Below are 17,619 nucleotides of genomic sequence, written 5' to 3' on the forward strand. Positions count from 1 at the left end.
GGCTTGAGGGTGGAGTGTGTGAATGCGTGGTCAGGGCTGCGGCATCAGGTAATGGGCGCCGGGTTGAACAGGGTGATGTCGTTGTGCAGCCGGTGTTGTTCGGCCCAGGTCTGCTTGCGGCCGCTGGCCACGTCCAGGTAGTAATGGAACAGCTCCCAGCCCAGCTCCTCGATGGTCGAGCGACCACTGGCGATGCGACCGGCGTCGATGTCGATCAGGTCGGGCCAGCGTTGGGCCAGTTCGCTGCGGGTACACACCTTGACCACCGGTGCCATGGCCAGGCCATAAGGGGTGCCGCGGCCGGTAGTGAAGACGTGCAGGTTCATGCCAGCCGCCAGTTGCAAGGTGCCACAGACAAAGTCGCTGGCCGGGGTGGCGCAGAAAATCAGGCCTTTTCGGTTGACCCGTTCGCCTGGGCCGAGCACGCCCTGGATAGCGCCGCTGCCCGACTTGACGATCGAACCCAGCGACTTCTCGACGATGTTCGACAGCCCGCCTTTCTTGTTGCCCGGCGTGGTGTTGGCGCTGCGGTCGGCGGCGCCTTGCTGCAGGTAGCGGTCGTACCAGTCCATTTCGCGCACCAACGCGTCGGCAACGTCCTGGTTTTCCGCGCGCGAGGTCAGCATGTAGATCGCGTCGCGCACCTCGGTCACTTCAGAGAACAGCACAGTGGCGCCAGCGCGGACCAGCAAGTCCGCGGCATAGCCCAGTGCCGGGTTGGCGGTGATGCCCGAGAAGGCGTCGCTGCCACCGCATTGCATGCCGAGGATCAGTTCGCTGGCCGGGACCGTTTCGCGGCGGCGCTGGTCGAGCCTCTTCAGACGGGTTTCGGCCAGGTCCATGATCTGCTCGATCATTTCTACAAAGCCAAGGCTGGCATCTTGAAGGCGGTACAGCCATGGGTCGCTGAGGTCCACCGACGGGTCGTTGTCGTGCATCACCTGGCCGGCTTGCAGTTTTTCACAGCCCAGGCTGATCACCAGTGCCTCGCCGCCGAGGTTGGGGTTGCGCGCCAGGTTGCGCACGGTGCGGATCGGGATGTAAGCGTCGCGGGCGTTGATTGCCACGCCGCAGCCGTAGCTGTGGGTAATGGCCACCACGTCGTCGACGTTGGGGTATTTGGGCAGCAGCTCGTTGCGAATGCGCTTGACCGCATGTTCCAGCACGCCGGTCACGCATTGCACGGTGGTGGTGATGCCGAGGATATTGCGGGTGCCGACAGTGCCGTCGGCATTGCGATAGCCCTCGAAGGTGAAGCCCTCCAGCGGCGGCAGCGGCTGTGGCACGGCGTCGCAGCGCGGCAGGCTGTCCAGTTCCGGGGCGGCCGGCATGGCCAACTGGCTTTCCTGCACCCAGCTGCCTTGGCGCAGGTCTTCCAGCGCGTAGCCGATGATTTGCCCGTAGCGGCGCACCGGCTCGCCCTTGGCGATGGCCACGGTGGCCACCTTGTGGCTTTGCGGCACGCCTTCGACCAGGGTCAGGCCGTCGGCGAAGCGGGCGCCTTCGCCCAAGCCGCCGTCGTTGACGACCACAACGACGTTGTCGTCGTCGTGCAGGCGGACGTAGCGGGGCGAGTCGGAATGTTCGATCAACTGCATGTTTGGGCCCTACTTGTCAGGTTCTCAGGCTTTTGTACATCCGCCCACGCCGGGTGACCCGGCGTGGGTGTGTGCTTTCAGTGACGTGAGCTGGCCAGTTCGCCGTCGGTGGCAGGCTCAGCGTGTGGCTTTGGGGCGGCATCACGCAATTCGATACGCTTGATGGGGCCGACGATAACCAGGTAGCTGAATACCGCTACCAGCGCGTTGGCACCCACGTACACAAGCGCCCACTTGAACGAGCCGGTGGCGCTGATGATGTAGCCGATCACGATAGGGGTGGTGATCGAAGCGATGTTGCCGAAGGTGTTGAACAGGCCACCGGACAGCCCGGCGATCTGCTTGGGCGAAGTGTCCGCTACCACCGCCCAGCCCAGCGCACCGATGCCCTTGCCGAAGAACGCCAGCGTCATGAAACCAACCACCATCCACTCGGCATCGACGTAGTTGCAGAACACCATGGTGGTGGACAGCAGCAGGCCACAGACGATCGGCAGTTTGCGCGAGAAGGTCAGCGAGTTGCCGCGGCGCAGCAGCCAGTCGGAGATCACGCCACCCAGGACGCCACCGATAAAACCACACACCGCCGGCAGCGAGGCGATGAAGCCGGCCTTGAGGATTGTCATGCCACGTTCCTGCACCAGGTACACCGGGAACCAGGTGAGGAAGAAGTAGGTAATGGCGTTGATGCAGTACTGGCCCAGGTAGACGCCCAGCAGCATGCGGCTGGTCAGCAACTGCTTGATGTAACCCCATTTCGGGCCGTCGCTGCCGCGCTTCTGGTCCATGTCGACCAGGCCGCCGTTCTGCTCGATGTGCTCGAGTTCGCTTGGGCTGATGCGCGGGTGTTGGCGCGGGTTGTAGATGGTTTTCAGCCACACCATCGAGAAGATGATGCCTATCACACCCATGACCACGAACACGTGCTCCCAGCCGAAGCTGAACACGATCCAGCCCATGATCGGGGCGAACAGTGCAGTGGCGAAATACTGCGCCGAGTTGAAGATGGCCGACGCCGTGCCGCGTTCCTGGGTCGGGAACCATGCGGCGACGATGCGCGCGTTACCCGGGAATGACGGGGCTTCGGCGAAGCCCACCAGGAAGCGCAGGGTGAAGAGGGTGACCACGGCCCAGGCAACCGGCAGGCCACCGACAAAACCCTGCAGCAGGGTGAACAGCGACCAGGTGAAGATGCTGAAGGCGTAGACGTTCTTGGAACCGAAGCGATCGAGCAGCCAGCCACCAGGAATCTGGCCAGCCACGTAAGCCCATCCGAAGGCGGAAAAGATATAACCGAGGGTTACGGCGTCAATGCCGAGGTCTTTCTGCAGGCTGGAGCCTGCGATTGCAATGGTCGCGCGGTCGGCATAGTTGATCGTGGTCACCAGAAACAGCATGAACAGGATCAGGTAGCGCACATGCGTTTTCTTAGTCGCTTGCATGCTGGCAATACTCCCACTAGTTATTTTTGTGCGGGCTCACGAATTGTAACCGGAGTGGGGCAGGCCCACTCCGGGCGCGGCATCTGGCAGGCCGCGGGCAGCGCTTACTGCGGGCCCATCTTGTCCATCAGCGCGGCGAGCATCTCGTACTCTTCGGCGGTGAGGTCGGTCAGCGGAGTACGCACCGGGCCGGCGTCGTAACCGGCAATTCTGGCGCCAGCCTTGACGATGCTGACGGCGTAGCCGGCCTTGCGGTTGCGGATGTCCAGGTACGGCAGGAAGAAATCGTCGATCAGCTTGGCCACGGTGGCGTGGTCGTCCCGGGCGATGGCGTTGTAGAAGTCCATGGCGGTTTTCGGCACGAAGTTGAACACCGCCGAGGAATACACCGGTACACCCAGGGCCTTGTAGGCGGCCGCATACACTTCGGCGGTCGGCAGGCCACCCAGGTAGCTGAAGCGCTCGCCCAGACGACGACGGATCGACACCATCAGCTCGATATCACCCAGGCCGTCCTTGTAGCCGATCAGGTTCGGGCAGCGCTCGGCCAGTTTTTCCAGCAGGTCGGCGTTCAGGCGGCAGACGTTGCGGTTGTACACCACCACACCGATGTTTACCGATTTGCACACCGCTTCGACGTGGGCGGCGACGCCGTCCTGGCTGGCTTCGGTCAGGTAGTGCGGTAGCAACAGCAGGCCCTTGGCACCCAGGCGCTCGGCTTCTTGCGCATATTCGATGGCCTGACGGGTGGAGCCGCCGACACCGGCGAGGATCGGCACCGAAGTGGCGCAGGTGTCAACCGCGGTCTTGATCACCTGGCTGTATTCGCTGGCGGCCAGGGAGAAGAATTCACCGGTACCGCCGGCGGCGAACAGCGCGCTGGCGCCGTAGGGGGCCAGCCACTCAAGGCGCTTGATGTAGCCAGCCGGGCTGAAGTCGCCCTGGGCGTTGAAGTCGGTGACCGGGAAGGACAGCAGGCCGTGGGAGAGGATGGATTTGAGTTCTTGTGGAGTCATTGTTGTTGGCATCCTGGGGCGCTTGGGTGAAGGGTGTTGTCTTGCGTTGGAGGTAAGTTATCGTACAACCTATTCGATGACTAGTCCTTTTTCAGAATTTTGTGTTCTCGCCAGGGTGGCCGTCTGGATAGGTGTGTTGTGGCGCAGATCGAGCGCCGCCCGCGCGGCGCTTCGCGGGTAAACCCGCTCCTACGTTTGTCGGGCCAGTTATGCCTGTGGCATTTGCGCGCGAACGCCTTGGCGCATGCCTCGATATCGTGTCGTACAAACAAGGCAGTCGCGCGCGTCTGGGACAGGCGATACTGGCCCGAAACAAACGTAGGAGCGGGTTTACCCGCGAAGCGCCGCGCGGGCGGCGCTCGATTTCACAGGCGCAGCAGGTACGACGACAAATACATGGCAGTCATCGTATCTCTTGAGGGGAAGAAAAAACGATCGCGGAGACAGGCACAAGCCCGCCGCCCGATTCCACGGGAAGTGTTCTGGGACCAGCAGAGGGTGACCGGGGAAACGGGGGCGGCCTTGCACCGCCCCGCGATCAAAGCAGAGGAAACTGAAGGTCAGGCCGCGTGCTGACGCTTGGTTTGCGCCTTGCGTACCTGGGCCCGGCAAGCGTCGCCGAAAGCCTGGAAGATCTTTATCGAATCAGGGTTCTTCGCCGCTTGCCATTCGGGGTGCCACTGCACGGCGAACAGGAACGGCGAAATGCTTGGCGCGTGAATCGCCTCGACCAAGCCGTCTTCGGCACGGGCGATGGCTTCAATACCGGCGCCGAGCTTGTGCAGGCCTTGGCCATGCAGCGAGTTGACGCGAATCTCGTCGGTACCCAGGGTGTCGTGCAGCCAGCTGCCCGGCTGGATCTTCACCCCATGCACCTGGGCGTACTGCACTTCGACCGGGTCTTCGGGGTTTTCCCGATGGTCATTGAACCCAGGTTCGGCATACACCTTCTGGTAAATGTCACCACCCAGGGCCACGTTGATTTCCTGCATGCCACGGCAGATGCCGAAGATGGGCAGGCCACGCTTGATCGCCGCCTTGACCAGCGGAATGTCGAACAGGTCGCGGTTCTGGTCCTGGCCTTTGCCTGGGGTCTGGTTTTCCTGGCCATACAGGGCTGGGTCGATGTTGCTGCCAGCGCCAGTCAGGTACACGCCGTCGGCCATGTCCAGGTAGGTCTCGAGGTCTTCAGTGCCGAAGCAGGTGGGCACCAACACCGGGACGCAATCGGAGAACTCGACGAGCGGGCTAATGTATTTGTGGGTCATGACCTGGTAGTCATGGCCTTTGCGCTCTTGGGTGCCCATGGTCATCAGGACGACGGGTTTGCGCAGGGAAGGTTGCTTGTTGCCAATGTTGCTGTTGGACATATGTCACCTTGGGACAGGTTCGACCTGTCGTTGTTGTGCAGGCGCACGGCGCGGGGCCCTGATTGCTGCCTGTGGCCCCGAGCACTGCCGGCTCGTCAGAGGCGACGATTCCGGTCGGGGCTTGTAGATAGCTTGCCAGAGCCGTTCGATATGTCAAACAACGGAAGAGGGCTTTAACGCAGGCAATACACCGTTTTTGGGGGGCTGAAACCGATGCGGGCCTGTGGCAGCGTGGGTTTGGCAGGGGCTGCGGTCAATAATATTTAACGATGCAGTTGGGTCATTGCAGCGGTGCAATGAATAGGTAGCTCGAAGTCTCCTCGGTCCTTGTGGGGGCAACTGTCTTGCTCAACGTCTAAAAGCTGGCGCGATCCTTGTGGGAGCGGGCTTGCCCGCGAACACGGGCGAAGCCCGTGCCATCCACGGCGGTTTCTTCTTCGCGGGTAAACCCGCCCCCACAGGCTTTCAATCAATGCAGTATCTGCGCCAGGAACGCCTTGGCCCGCTCGGTGCGCGGCTGGTTGAAGAACACCTGCGGCGGGCTGTCCTCGATGATCTGACCACCCTCAAGGAACAGCACCCGCTCGGCTACCTGCCGGGCAAAGCCCATTTCATGGGTGACGCACAGCATGGTCATGCCCGTCCCAGCCAACTGCACCAATACATCCAGCACTTCGGCGACCATTTCCGGGTCCAGCGCCGAAGTGGGCTCGTCGAACAGCATGATCCGCGGCTTCATGCATAGTGCCCGGGCGATTGCCACGCGCTGCTGCTGGCCGCCGGACAGCTGGCTGGGGTATTTGTGCGCCTGGCTTTCGATGCCGACTTTGCTCAGGTACATGCGTGCCCGCTCCTCGGCGTCCTTGCGTGACAGCCCGCGCACGCTGGTGGGGGCCAGCAGGCAGTTGTCGAGCACGCTCATGTGCGGGAACAGGTTGAAGTGCTGGAACACCATACCGATGTCGCTGCGTACCTGTGCCGCCTCGCGCGTGGTGGCCGCCAGGTCGATGCCGTCCACCTGGATGCTGCCCTGCTGGGCGACTTCCAGGCGGTTGATGCAACGGATCAGGGTCGACTTGCCCGAGCCGGACGGCCCGCACAGCACGATGCGTTCGCCTTCGCGCACCTGCAGGTCGATGTCGCGCAGCACGTGGAACGCGCCATAGTGCTTGTTCAGGCCTTCGATGCGGATCAGCACCGGACGTGGGTCGGGTTCGGGGGCAAGGGTGGCAAGGCTCAGTGGTGCGGTCATCTTGTTGTTCTCCCGCGTGGGTTCAGTCGAAACGGGTCGCGCTGTAAGGCGCGGGGTCGGTGAAGGGGGGCTCGCCAGTGAGCAGCTCGGCCAGCAGCCGGCCGCAGACCGGGCCCAGCGTGAGGCCGTGATGGGCATGGCCGAAGTTGAACCACAGCCCTGGGTGGCGCGGCGCCGGCCCGATCACCGGGCGCATGTCGGGCAGGCAGGGGCGGCGGCCCAGCCAAGGCGTGTCGTCCAGGCGCTCGCCGAGGGCCGGGAATAGCTTGCGCGCCAGCGCCTCGCAGCGGCCCAGCTGGATCTGGTTGCCAGGCGCACTGGCTGCGTCGAACTCGATGCCGGTGGTCAGGCGCACACCGCGCGCCATCGGCGCCAGAACATAGCCACCTTGGGTGTCGCAGATGGAGTGCTCCAGCTGAGCGCCGTCACGGGTGCTGTAGTGCATGTGGTAGCCTCGCTTGATTGCCAGCGGGATCTGGTAGCCCAGGCCGCTGAACAGGTCGGCCGACTGTGGGCCGAGGCAGGCCACCACTTCGTCGGCAGTGATCGGGCCGCGACGGCTCTCTACCCGCCATTGGCCATTGGCCTGGCGCAGGCTGCGCGCATCGCCATGCACGAACTGCCCGCCGCGTTGCAGGAACAGCGCCGCATAGCCACGGGTGAGCGCGCCGGGGTTGTTCACGGTTTTCGGGTCGAGCCAGTGGATGCCACCGACCACGGTGGCGTCCAGCTGGTGTTCACGAGCCTGTAGTTGCCCGCATTCGAGGATTTCGAATTGCAAGCCGTAGCGGCTCAGGCCCTTGGCATCGGTTTTTGCCTGCTCGAACAGCGCTGGGTCGCGGAACACTTCGATCCAGCCTTTGGCTTGCACCAGACTTTCCAGGCCGGCAGCAGCGATCAGCGCGTCATGCTCTTCGACACAGCGCTGCACCAGCGGCAACATATCGGCGGCGGCGCCGGCCAGACGCCCGGGTGCCGACTGGCGCCAGTAGCGCCACAGCCACGGTGCGGCCTTGGGCAGGTGCGTCAGGCTGTAGCGCACATCGGGCTGGCGGTTCAGGCCGTAGCGCAGCAGTGCGCTCAATTGCCGCGGAAAGGCATAGGGGATGACACTGGAGCGCTCGATCAGCCCGGCGTTGCCATGGCTGGTGCCGCTGCCCGGTTCGTCGCGGTCGATCAGAATTACCTGGCGCCCGCGTGCCTGCAGGTGCAGCGCGGTGCTGACGCCGACGATGCCGGCGCCAAGGACAAGGGTCTGGCAATGCATGAAACGTATCCTTCGGTCAGTTCAGGTGGCGGCCCAGGCGGGCTTCCAGGTGTTTCAACAGGCGCCGCACCAGTTCGACGATCACCAGGTAGAGCACGGCGGCCCACAGGTAGATCTGGAAGTCGAAACTGCGCGAGAAGGCCAGTTTGGTCACGCCCATCAGGTCGTAGATCGTCACCAGCGAGGCGATCGCACTGGCCTTGATCATCAGGATCAGTTCGTTGCCCAGCGGGCCGATGGCCACCAGCAGCGACTGCGGCAATATCACCTTGAAGAAGGTGGTCGAGCGTTTCAGGTTCAGCGCCCGCGCCGCTTCATGCTGGCCAGGCGCAACCGCCATCAGGCTGCCGCGGAAAATCTCGGCCTGATAGGCGGCGGTGTTCAGGGTGAACGCCAGCAAGGTGCAGAACCACGCTTCGCGGAAGAACCACCACAGGCCGACGTCCTGCCAGAAGCCCTTGAGCGAACCCAGGCCGTAATACAGCAGGAACAATTGCGCCAGCAGCGGCGAGCCGCGGAAGAAGTACACGTAGCCGGCAGCCATGCGCTGCAGCAACAGGCTGCGAGACATGCGCGCAAGTGCCAGCAGAAGGCCGAGCACAGCGCCCAGGCTGAAGGAAATTGCCACCAGCTTGGCGGTGACCAGCAGGCCGTCGATGAAGCGTGGGCCGTAGCGCTCCAGCAGGTCGGGGTCGAGCACCATTGCCAGCAGTTGATCGAAGCTCATGCGCGTGCTCCTTGCAGGTGGCGGTTGCTGCGCCGTTCGATGTAGGCGAACACGCGCCCGGACAGTGCTGCGAACAGCAGGTAGCCCAGGCAGGCGACGCCGTAGAAGAACATCGGCTCCTTGGTTACGCTGACCGCCAGATTGGTCTGGCGCATCAGGTCGACCAGCGAGATGGTCGACACCAGCGAGGTGTCCTTGAGCAGCGACAGCCAGTTGTTGGACAAGCCGGGCAAGGCGATGCGGGTCAGTTGCGGCAGCAACACCTTGACGAAACCGGTGCGCTTGCTCAGGCCAAGCGCCGAGCAGGCTTCCAGCTGGCCCTTGGGCAGGGTCTTGAAGGCGGCCAGCCAGATCTCGCTGGAAAACGCGGCGAACACCAGGCTGAAGGCGATCATCGCGGCGAGGAAGGTGTTGATGATGAACTCACCTTGATAACCCATGGCGGCGAGGATCTTCTGCGCGGCGATCTGGCAGCCGTAATAGATGATCAGCAGCGTCAGCAGCTCGGGCAGGCCGCGGAACACGGTAGAAAAGGTGGTGGCCCAGGCCCGTGGCAGGCGTTTGCGTGAGCGCGCCGCCAGCGCGACCACCAGGCCCAGTGGCAGGCCGATGGGCAGGCAGGCCAGGGCCAGGGAAACGGTAACCAGCGCGCCGGCCAGCAACGCCTGGCCCCAGCCTCCGCTGGCGAAAGACAGCAAGGACAATTGATCGAGCATGACGAACCTCTTGGGCAGGTTATGCGGCCTTGTGGGAGCGGCCTTGCGTCGCGATAGGGCTGCGTAGCGGCCCCAGGGTTTATGCAACTGCAGAGATTATCGGGGCCGCTACGCGGCCCTATCGCGACGCAAGGCCGCTCCCACAGGGCGTTCGCACAACTTCCTGAAGATCAGTTGTAGATATCGAAAGCAAAATACTTGCTGGCGATCTTCTGATAGGTACCGTTGGCCACGATCTGTTGCAGCGCGGTATTCAGGCGCTGGCGCAGGGCTTCGTCGTCCTTGCGCACAGCGATGGCGGCATCGGCCTTGGTGTCGGCCACGTCGCCAAGGATCTTGCAGCAATCCCCACCGTTCTTGTTCATCCACTCGTGCAGCGGGAATTTGTCGGCAATCACACCGTCCAGGCGGCCGGCCGCCAGGTCTGCGTTGGCTTCGTCCATGGTCGGGTACAGTTTCACGTCGGCACCAGCCTTGCCATACACGTCTTCGGCGTAGATGGCCTGGGTGGACGAAGACTGCGCACCGACGGTGTAGCCGACAAAGTCGGTCTGGGCGCTGTCGATCTTGCTGTCCTTGGCAACCGCCACGGTCAGGGGCGTGCGGTAGTAGCGGTCGGTGAAGGCGATCTTCTTGCGTCGCTCTTCGGTATCGATCATCGACGCTACCACCGCGTCATACTTGCGCGCCATCAGGGCGGGGATGATGCCTTCCCAGTCCTGGGCCACCAGCGTGCATTCGACTTTCATCTGTTCGCACAGGGCATGGGTGATGTCGACATCGAAGCCATGCAGCTTGTTATCGGCGTCTACATAGTTGAAGGGCGGGTAGGCACCCTCGGTGGCGAACCGCAGGGTTTCAGCGCTGGCGGCACCCGCCAGCAGCAGGGCGCACGCACCCACCAAGGCCATGGACTTGTTCATCTCTGCACCTCATTGCACTCTTGCTATTGTTGTTTGCCCGTCGACCACGAGGTGTAGCCGACGAATTCGTTATGTAGAGCGGCAGTTGCTTCCAAGCGTTTTTCAACATCTGGCCCGAGCTTCTTGCAGACCTCGTTGACCATCAGATGCACCCACGACAACATCGTCGAGGTGGATTCCCAGAACAGGTTGAACTCGGTGGGGATGCGGAACACCTCGTCGGCATTGGCATCCGCCCAGTCACAGAAAGTGTCGGTCACCAAGGTGACCGCAATGCCAGCCTCGCGCGCCTTCTGGCACAGCATCAGGGCATGGCGGGAATAACGGCGCGCCTCGAACACCACCAGAGCGCTGTCTTCGGCACGGCCCAGCAGCACTTCGCCGAAGTGCCCGGCGCTGATGTCGACCAGTTGCACACCATCGCGCAGGTATTGCAGCAGGTGGCTCATGCACATGGCGATGCCACGCTCGGTCTGGAAGCCGGCGATGAACACTCGCGGTTTGCTCGCCAGGCGTTGCGCCACGTTGTGCCAGGCCGGGCTCTGGCGGTACTCGTGTACGCGCACCAGGGCGGCGATTTCCAGCTCCAGGCTGCCGGCGTTGTCGCTGGCGTCCTGGTTCTGGCGGTAATCTTGCAAGCGATCACCCACCAGCCACGGGCCATCGCCCAGATCGTTCTGCAGGTCTTGCTTAAGCGCCTTGAGGTGGGCATAACCCAGTGAGCGACAGTAGCGCCCGACGCTGGATTCGCTGACGCCCAGCTTGGCGGCAATGCTGGCCGAGGTCTGGAACGGCAGTTCGTGCAGGTTGGCAAGCATGTAGGTGGCGATCTTGCGACCCGAGGCAGCGGCCCCTTCGAGGCTGTTTTCCAGGCGTTGCTTGATCAGTTGGCTCATGCTGCGGCTCCAGGGGTGAGGCTTGGGAAGAAAATGAATGTTTTCTGTCATCAAGTCAACATTTGACAGATTGCTGTCACATGAAGGAAAGTTTTTGTCGTTGCAACGCTGTAGCCATTCCAAAATCAACAAGGAGCTTCAGATGTCCGCACCTGCCACCAGCACCGTTGTGCGCATGCCGTTTACCGAGCTGCAAAGCCTGTTGCAGGCCATTTTCCAGCGCCATGGGTGCAGCGAGGCCGTGGCCCGGGTGCTGGCCCACAACTGCGCCAGCGCCCAGCGTGATGGCGCCCATAGCCATGGGGTGTTCCGCATGCCCGGTTATGTCTCGACCTTGGCCAGCGGCTGGGTCGATGGCCAGGCCACGCCACAGGTCAGCGACGTGGCCGCCGGTTATGTGCGTGTCGATGCTGCGGGCGGTTTTGCCCAGCCAGCACTGGCGGCGGCCCGTGAGCTGTTGGTGGCGAAGGCACGCAACGCAGGCATTGCCGTGCTGGCGATCCACAACTCGCACCACTTCGCTGCGTTGTGGCCGGATGTAGAGCCGTTCGCCGAAGAGGGCCTGGTAGCCCTCAGCGTGGTCAACAGCATGACGTGCGTGGTGCCGCATGGTGCGCGCAAGCCACTGTTCGGTACCAACCCCATCGCTTTTGCTGCGCCTTGCGCTGAGCATGACCCGATCGTTTTCGACATGGCCACCAGTGCCATGGCCCATGGCGATGTGCAAATTGCCGCGCGTGCCGGCCAGCAATTGCCGGAGGGCATGGGGGTGGACGCCGATGGCCAGCCGACCACCGACCCAAAGGCGATTCTGGAAGGCGGCGCCCTGCTGCCATTTGGCGGGCACAAGGGCTCGGCGTTGTCGATGATGGTCGAGCTGCTGGCGGCGGCGCTGACCGGCGGTCATTTCTCCTGGGAGTTCGATTGGTCCGGGCATCCCGGGGCGAAAACGCCATGGACCGGGCAGTTGATCATCGTCATCGACCCAGGCAAGGCCGAGGGCGAGCGCTTTGCCCAGCGCAGCCGCGAACTGGTGGAGCAGATGCAGGCAGTCGGGCTGACCCGGATGCCGGGTGAGCGGCGCTATCGTGAGCGTGAGGTGGCCGAAGAGGAGGGGGTGGCAGTGACCGAGCAGGAGTTGCAAGGCCTGAAAGAGCTGCTTGGCTGATCTGGCCCTTTCGCGGGTTAACCCGCAAAGAATCCAGCCCTTAACCCCGGCCATGCAATGTTGCATAGACAACCTTGCACAATAGTGGATGTTCCTGAGCCCTCTCTCCGGGTATGCTCAGGGCTGACTTTCCGTACCGTCCTGATCCAAGGAGCTGCACGCTGTGTTCAAACATGTCGATGCCTATGCCGGCGACCCGATCCTCTCGTTGATGGAAACCTTCAAGGCCGACCCGCGCGCCGACAAGGTCAACCTGAGTATTGGCCTGTACTACGATGAGGCCGGCGTGGTGCCGCAACTGGCGGCGGTGGATGCGGTGGAAAAACGCATTGCCGGTCAGGACCACGAAGCCTCCCTGTACCTGCCGATGGAAGGCCTGGCCGGTTACCGCCAAGCCATTCAGGCGCTGCTGTTCGGTGCCGATCACCCGGCCGTGACCGGCGGCCGGGTGGCCACCGTACAGACCGTGGGTGGCTCCGGCGCCCTGAAGGTCGGTGCCGACTTCCTCAAGCGCTACTTCCCGCAGTCTGAAGTCTGGGTCAGCAACCCGACCTGGGACAACCACCGCGCCATCTTTGAAGGTGCAGGCTTCAAGGTCCACACCTACCCGTACTTCGACCAGGCCACCCGTGGCGTGGACTTCGACGGCATGCTGGCCACCTTGCAGAGCCTGCCGGCCAACAGCGTGGTGCTGCTGCACCCGTGCTGCCACAACCCTACCGGTGCCGATCTGGAGCAGCACCAGTGGCAACAAGTGGTCGAAGTGGTCAAGGCGCGCCAGCTGATCCCATTCCTCGACATCGCTTACCAGGGCTTCGCCGAAGGCCTGGTAGAAGACGCCTACGCTATCCGCGAAATGGCCCGTGCGGGCGTTCCGTGCCTGGTCAGCAACTCCTTCTCGAAAATCTTCTCGCTGTATGGTGAGCGGGTGGGCGGCCTGTCGGTGGTGTGCGATGACGAGGCCACTGCCCAGAGCGTGCTTGGCCAGCTGAAGGCCACCGTGCGCCGCAACTACTCCAGCCCGCCCAACTTCGGCGCCCAGCTGGTTGCCGGCGTACTGAGCGATGCTGGCCTTAATGCCCAGTGGGCCGAAGAAGTCGAAGTGATGCGCAAGCGTATCCTTGACATGCGCCAGGCGCTGGTCGATGCCCTGGCCGTGCTGCTGCCGGGCCAGGACTTCCAGTTCTTCCTGCGCCAGCGCGGCATGTTCAGCTACACCGGCTTCAGCGTCGAGCAGGTACGTCGCCTGCGTGACGAGTTCGGCGTTTACCTGATCGACAGCGGCCGTGTGTGCATGTCCGGCCTGCGCCCGGCCAACCTGCAACGGGTTGCCGAAGCGTTCGCTGCCGTTCAGAAGTAACTCGCCAGCCACGGACCCTCCTGCGGGGCGCGGTTGGACTTTGTGGGAGCGGCCTTGCGTCGCGAAAGGGGTGCGGAGCGCCCCCACGATTGCAGCTTTGCCGCTGACATTGCTGGGGCCGCTTTGCGGCCCTATCGCGACGCAAGGCCGCTCCCACAGGCGGCTCCCACAGGCGGCTCACACAGGCCCCCAGGCCGCTACATTCCATCGAACGACACCAGCAATGCCTTCCGCTTGTAAAGACAAGTGCAACCGCTCCTCGGAAAAGGGCTTCGCAAGTGCAACCTTTCCGTGCACAATCGCGCCCCTCTTTTCCGGTTGAGTTGGGCGAAACGTCTATTTCGCCATTCTCAGCCTGTTGCAGTCTTGCGAGTGGAGCTTCACCCGGAATGAATGAGCAGGCCCCAAGCGTTGAACAACGCTTTGCAGAATCGACCCCCGCCACCCTAGGCACCTGGGCGCGTCAAGACACCACCTGGATGCTGGGCCTGTTCGGCACAGCCATCGGCGCCGGGACACTGTTCCTGCCGATCAACGCGGGCCTTGGCGGCTTCTGGCCGCTGCTGATCCTGGCCGTGCTGGCCTTCCCGATGACCTATTTCGCCCACCGCGGGCTGACCCGTTTCGTCCTTTCCGGGCGCGATGGCGGCGACATCACCGAAGTGGTCAAGGAGCATTTCGGCGTCACCGCCGGCGCCTCGATCACCGTGCTGTACTTCTTCGCGATCTTCCCGATCCTGCTTATCTACAGCGTGGCGCTGACCAACACCGTGTCCAGCTTCATGGAACACCAGCTGCACATGCAGCCGCCGCCACGGGCAATCCTGTCATTCGTGCTGATTCTCGGCCTGCTGGCCATCGTGCGCTGCGGGGAGCAGGCCACGGTCAAGGTCATGAGCCTGCTGGTCTACCCGTTCATCGTCGCTCTGGCGTTGTTGGGCCTGTACCTGGTGCCGCACTGGACCGGTGGCATTCTCGACAGTGCCACAGAGGTGCCGCCGGCCTCGGCCTTCCTGCACACCCTGTGGCTGGCCATTCCGGTGATGGTGTTCTCGTTCAACCATTCGCCGATCATTTCGGCCTTTGCCGTCGACCAGAAGCGCCGTTACGGCGAGCACGCCGACGAGCGTAGCGGCCAGATCCTGCGTCGTGCCCACCTGCTGATGGTGGCGATGGTGCTGTTCTTCGTGTTCAGCTGCGTGCTCACCCTGAGCAGCGCCCAGCTGGCCGAAGCCAAGGCGCAGAACCTGTCGATCCTGTCGTATCTGGCCAACCACTTCAGCAACCCGACCATCGCGTTCGCTGCGCCGTTGATCGCCTTCGTGGCCATCGCCAAGTCGTTCCTCGGCCACTATATCGGTGCCAGCGAAGGCCTGAAGGGCATCATCGCCAAGACCGGTGCGCGTCCGGGCGCCAAAGCCCTGGACCGCGTGGTCGCTGCACTGATGCTGGTGGTGTGCTGGATCGTTGCCACGCTCAACCCGAGCATTCTCGGCATGATCGAGTCGCTCGGCGGCCCGATCCTCGCGGTGCTGTTGTTCCTGATGCCGATGTACGCCATTCGCCGTGTGCCATCGATGCGCAAGTACAGCGGTGCGGCCTCCAACGTGTTCGTCGTTGTGGTCGGCCTGGTTGCGCTGACTTCGGTGGTGTACGGCCTTGTAAGCTGATTCACCCGTTTCATTCAAGAATGCCCGGGGCGCTTGTCGTCACTCGGGCATTTTTTTGCCTGATCAAGGTTTCAACAGCGTTGCATTCCATCGTTCTTGGTGCGTGCAAGCAGCCACCACCCGCAAAGGCTGACCACCACGAACAGCATGCCCAAGCCTGCCGGTAGCTCGCTTTCCAAAGCTGCGACCACACTGCTCGTCAAACCGGCACCGGCGAACAGCAATGTCGCATTGAGCGACGCTGCCGCACCTGCCTGACTCGGATAGCGCGCCAAAGCCTGGGTTGTTGCGGCGGGGCGTACCAAGGTTGTCCCGGTGGTACAGACAATCATCGGCAGTAGAACCCCCAGCACAGATAAACCTGCTACCCGCCCCCACATCAAAAGGGTAATGCCCGCAGTACTTATAAGCAGCAAGCCTGCTTTTATTTGAGTTTGCGGGCTTACGCGACTGTTCAAGTAGGTGGCAGCCATGCCGCCGGCGATGTATGCCAACCCATAGCCGATAAAGACCAGAGAGAATTGATAGGCCGTCAGCTCCAGCCTGCCCATCAGCAGCAAGGGCGCTATGACGATAAAGGAAAAATGGCAGGCAAAGGCGAGGCTGGAGAGCATGGAATGCGCGAGATAGTCCGTGTCTCGCAGCATCACCCGATAACTGGACATGCTTGGCGCCCGGTCGCGCGCCGCAGGTGTGTCATGAAGCAGCACATACGATAAAAGTGAAACGATTGCAGCGATGATCACGAATACCGTAAAGCTTGCCTTCCAGCCAAACGACTGTTGAAGCAAAGCACCTGCCAGCGGTGACAGTGAGATGAACAACCCGCTCGCGCTTGTTAACAGGATGCGCATGGCATTGCGTTGTGTACCGCTGTAGAGGTCCTGCACAAGCGCCTGGCCTAGCACGAGGCTGCCGCAACCCAGGGCCTGCACCAAGCGAAAGGCCATGAACGTTTCATAATGGGTTGAAAATACGCAACCGAGCGCCCCCACAATGGATACGCTCAACCCAGCGAGCAACAAACGCTTGCGCCCGATGCCATCCGACAGTGGGCCGATCACGATTTGCGCCATGGCCACACCAACAGCAAAAAAGCTCACCGAGTACGCAATCTGTTTTGTGTCGACTCGAAACTCATTGGCCAGCGCAGGGAATGACGGGAGGATCACGTCCAGGGGAAACACACCCAGCAGACATAACAGAATCAGCAGCGTCGAACACAGATAGCGCCGAAGCGAACCAGCGGGGCGGTGCACGCTGCTAACCACGAGCCAGGCTGGCCGGTTTTTCAGGTCTCGTGTTGGTAGCGTTCATCTATGTATTCCCCTTGTTGTCAGGCGTCTGATGGTAGCGCTGCCTTGAGGATGCACAAGCCGAACTGAGTGGCGAAATTTCTGATAGCGTTGTAGGTTCCTGCCGAGGGCTTATTGGCAGCCGTGAAGCAACTGGCCGTGACAGTCGGGGGTCGTCATTTTGTCCACAAAAATCGTCCGGCAATAGAACAATTTCACCTGCCCCCATAGGCACCCGGCTGCCTTCATGCTTAACTCAGTGTCCTTTTCAAACCCCGCATAAGGATTTCGTCATGGCTCAAGTGACTCTCAAAGGCAACCCGGTCCAGGTCAACGGCAACTTGCCACAGGCCGGCGCCCAGGCTCCGGCTTTCTCCCTGGTAGGTGAAGGCCTGGCTGACAAGTCGCTGAAAGACTACGCCGGCAAGCGCAAGGTGCTGAACATCTTCCCGAGCGTCGATACCCCGACCTGCGCCACCTCGGTGCGCAAGTTCAACGCCCAGGCCAACGACGTCGCCAACACCGTGGTGCTGTGCATCTCGGCTGACCTGCCGTTCGCCCAGGCACGCTTCTGCGGCACTGAGGGGCTGGACAACGTGAATAACCTGTCGACCCTGCGTGGTCGCGAGTTCCTCGAAAACTACGGCGTAGCCATCGCCGATGGCCCGCTGGCCGGCCTGGCCGCCCGCGCCGTGGTGGTGCTGGACGAGAACGACAAGGTGCTGCACAGCGAACTGGTTGGCGAAATTGCTGACGAGCCGAACTACGAGGCGGCGCTGGCTGTACTGAAGTAAGGATTGCGTGGGGCAGGGCGGGCGTCTGTAGCCTGTGATGGCCTCTTCGCGGGTAAACCCGCTCCTACAACGTGCGGCACAGTTTTCAAAGGCTGTGACATCCCCGTAGGAGCGGGTTCACCCGC

General features: G+C 62.5%; 15 protein-coding genes. 4 read left to right on the plus strand and 11 right to left on the minus strand.

Annotation, left to right across the window (positions count from 1 at the left end; translation table 11 throughout):
* Positions 1 to 44: 44 nt before the first annotated feature.
* From garD to ACF8GF_RS16910, 10 genes are all read right to left on the minus strand, one after another.
* Complete coding sequence (gene garD / locus ACF8GF_RS16865) at positions 45 to 1,598, minus strand: galactarate dehydratase (protein ID WP_339533527.1); 1,554 nt, start codon at positions 1,596 to 1,598, stop codon at positions 45 to 47.
* Between the two features lie 77 nt (positions 1,599 to 1,675).
* Positions 1,676 to 3,040, minus strand: coding sequence for an MFS transporter (locus ACF8GF_RS16870; protein WP_209965385.1), 1,365 nt, complete (start codon positions 3,038 to 3,040; stop codon positions 1,676 to 1,678).
* 104 nt (positions 3,041 to 3,144) lie between these two features.
* Positions 3,145 to 4,056 carry a 5-dehydro-4-deoxyglucarate dehydratase gene (kdgD, locus tag ACF8GF_RS16875; RefSeq protein WP_209965387.1) on the minus strand — a complete coding sequence of 304 codons (912 nt, stop codon included), beginning with the start codon at positions 4,054 to 4,056 and terminating at the stop codon, positions 3,145 to 3,147.
* A 560-nt stretch (positions 4,057 to 4,616) separates the two neighbouring features.
* Positions 4,617 to 5,426 (minus strand): gamma-glutamyl-gamma-aminobutyrate hydrolase family protein, encoded by an 810-nt coding sequence (locus tag ACF8GF_RS16880; protein WP_176683276.1) that lies wholly within the window; start codon positions 5,424 to 5,426, stop codon positions 4,617 to 4,619.
* Between the two features lie 469 nt (positions 5,427 to 5,895).
* On the minus strand, positions 5,896 to 6,678 hold the full coding sequence (locus ACF8GF_RS16885) for an amino acid ABC transporter ATP-binding protein (RefSeq protein WP_010954443.1): 783 nt from the start codon (positions 6,676 to 6,678) through the stop codon (positions 5,896 to 5,898).
* Positions 6,679 to 6,700: 22 nt separating this feature from the next.
* Positions 6,701 to 7,945 carry an FAD-binding oxidoreductase gene (locus tag ACF8GF_RS16890; protein ID WP_176683277.1) on the minus strand — a complete coding sequence of 415 codons (1,245 nt, stop codon included), beginning with the start codon at positions 7,943 to 7,945 and terminating at the stop codon, positions 6,701 to 6,703.
* Positions 7,946 to 7,961: 16 nt separating this feature from the next.
* Positions 7,962 to 8,672: an ABC transporter permease gene (locus ACF8GF_RS16895; protein WP_176683278.1), complete on the minus strand. Its 711-nt coding sequence runs from the start codon at positions 8,670 to 8,672 to the stop codon at positions 7,962 to 7,964.
* Positions 8,669 to 9,388, minus strand: a complete 720-nt coding sequence (locus ACF8GF_RS16900) for an ABC transporter permease (RefSeq protein ID WP_176683279.1) — start codon at positions 9,386 to 9,388, stop codon at positions 8,669 to 8,671. Before ACF8GF_RS16900 ends, ACF8GF_RS16895 begins: the two co-directional genes overlap by 4 nt.
* A gap of 170 nt (positions 9,389 to 9,558) precedes the next feature.
* Positions 9,559 to 10,311 (minus strand): transporter substrate-binding domain-containing protein, encoded by a 753-nt coding sequence (locus tag ACF8GF_RS16905; RefSeq protein ID WP_176683280.1) that lies wholly within the window; start codon positions 10,309 to 10,311, stop codon positions 9,559 to 9,561.
* A 23-nt stretch (positions 10,312 to 10,334) separates the two neighbouring features.
* On the minus strand, positions 10,335 to 11,207 hold the full coding sequence (locus ACF8GF_RS16910) for a MurR/RpiR family transcriptional regulator (protein WP_012052078.1): 873 nt from the start codon (positions 11,205 to 11,207) through the stop codon (positions 10,335 to 10,337).
* A 142-nt stretch (positions 11,208 to 11,349) separates the two neighbouring features.
* Here ACF8GF_RS16910 and ACF8GF_RS16915 point away from each other — a divergent pair, with 142 nt between their 5' ends.
* From ACF8GF_RS16915 to ACF8GF_RS16925, 3 genes are all read left to right on the plus strand, one after another.
* Entirely contained in the window at positions 11,350 to 12,375 is a 1,026-nt protein-coding gene (locus tag ACF8GF_RS16915; protein WP_176683281.1) for an Ldh family oxidoreductase, read from the plus strand.
* Positions 12,376 to 12,538: 163 nt separating this feature from the next.
* Complete coding sequence (locus ACF8GF_RS16920) at positions 12,539 to 13,735, plus strand: aromatic amino acid transaminase (RefSeq protein ID WP_392488029.1); 1,197 nt, start codon at positions 12,539 to 12,541, stop codon at positions 13,733 to 13,735.
* Positions 13,736 to 14,124: 389 nt separating this feature from the next.
* Positions 14,125 to 15,405 (plus strand): serine/threonine transporter, encoded by a 1,281-nt coding sequence (locus ACF8GF_RS16925; RefSeq protein ID WP_176683282.1) that lies wholly within the window; start codon positions 14,125 to 14,127, stop codon positions 15,403 to 15,405.
* Positions 15,406 to 15,476: 71 nt separating this feature from the next.
* Here the strand turns inward: ACF8GF_RS16925 and ACF8GF_RS16930 are convergent, their stop codons facing one another.
* Positions 15,477 to 16,664 (minus strand): Bcr/CflA family efflux MFS transporter, encoded by a 1,188-nt coding sequence (locus ACF8GF_RS16930; protein ID WP_392488030.1) that lies wholly within the window; start codon positions 16,662 to 16,664, stop codon positions 15,477 to 15,479.
* A gap of 329 nt (positions 16,665 to 16,993) precedes the next feature.
* Here ACF8GF_RS16930 and tpx point away from each other — a divergent pair, with 329 nt between their 5' ends.
* Entirely contained in the window at positions 16,994 to 17,494 is a 501-nt protein-coding gene (gene tpx, locus ACF8GF_RS16935) for a thiol peroxidase (protein WP_176683284.1), read from the plus strand.
* Positions 17,495 to 17,619 lie beyond the last annotated feature (125 nt).

The sequence above is a fragment of the Pseudomonas sp. yb_5 genome, assembly GCF_043103865.1.
Classification (GTDB): domain Bacteria; phylum Pseudomonadota; class Gammaproteobacteria; order Pseudomonadales; family Pseudomonadaceae; genus Aquipseudomonas; species Aquipseudomonas putida_Y.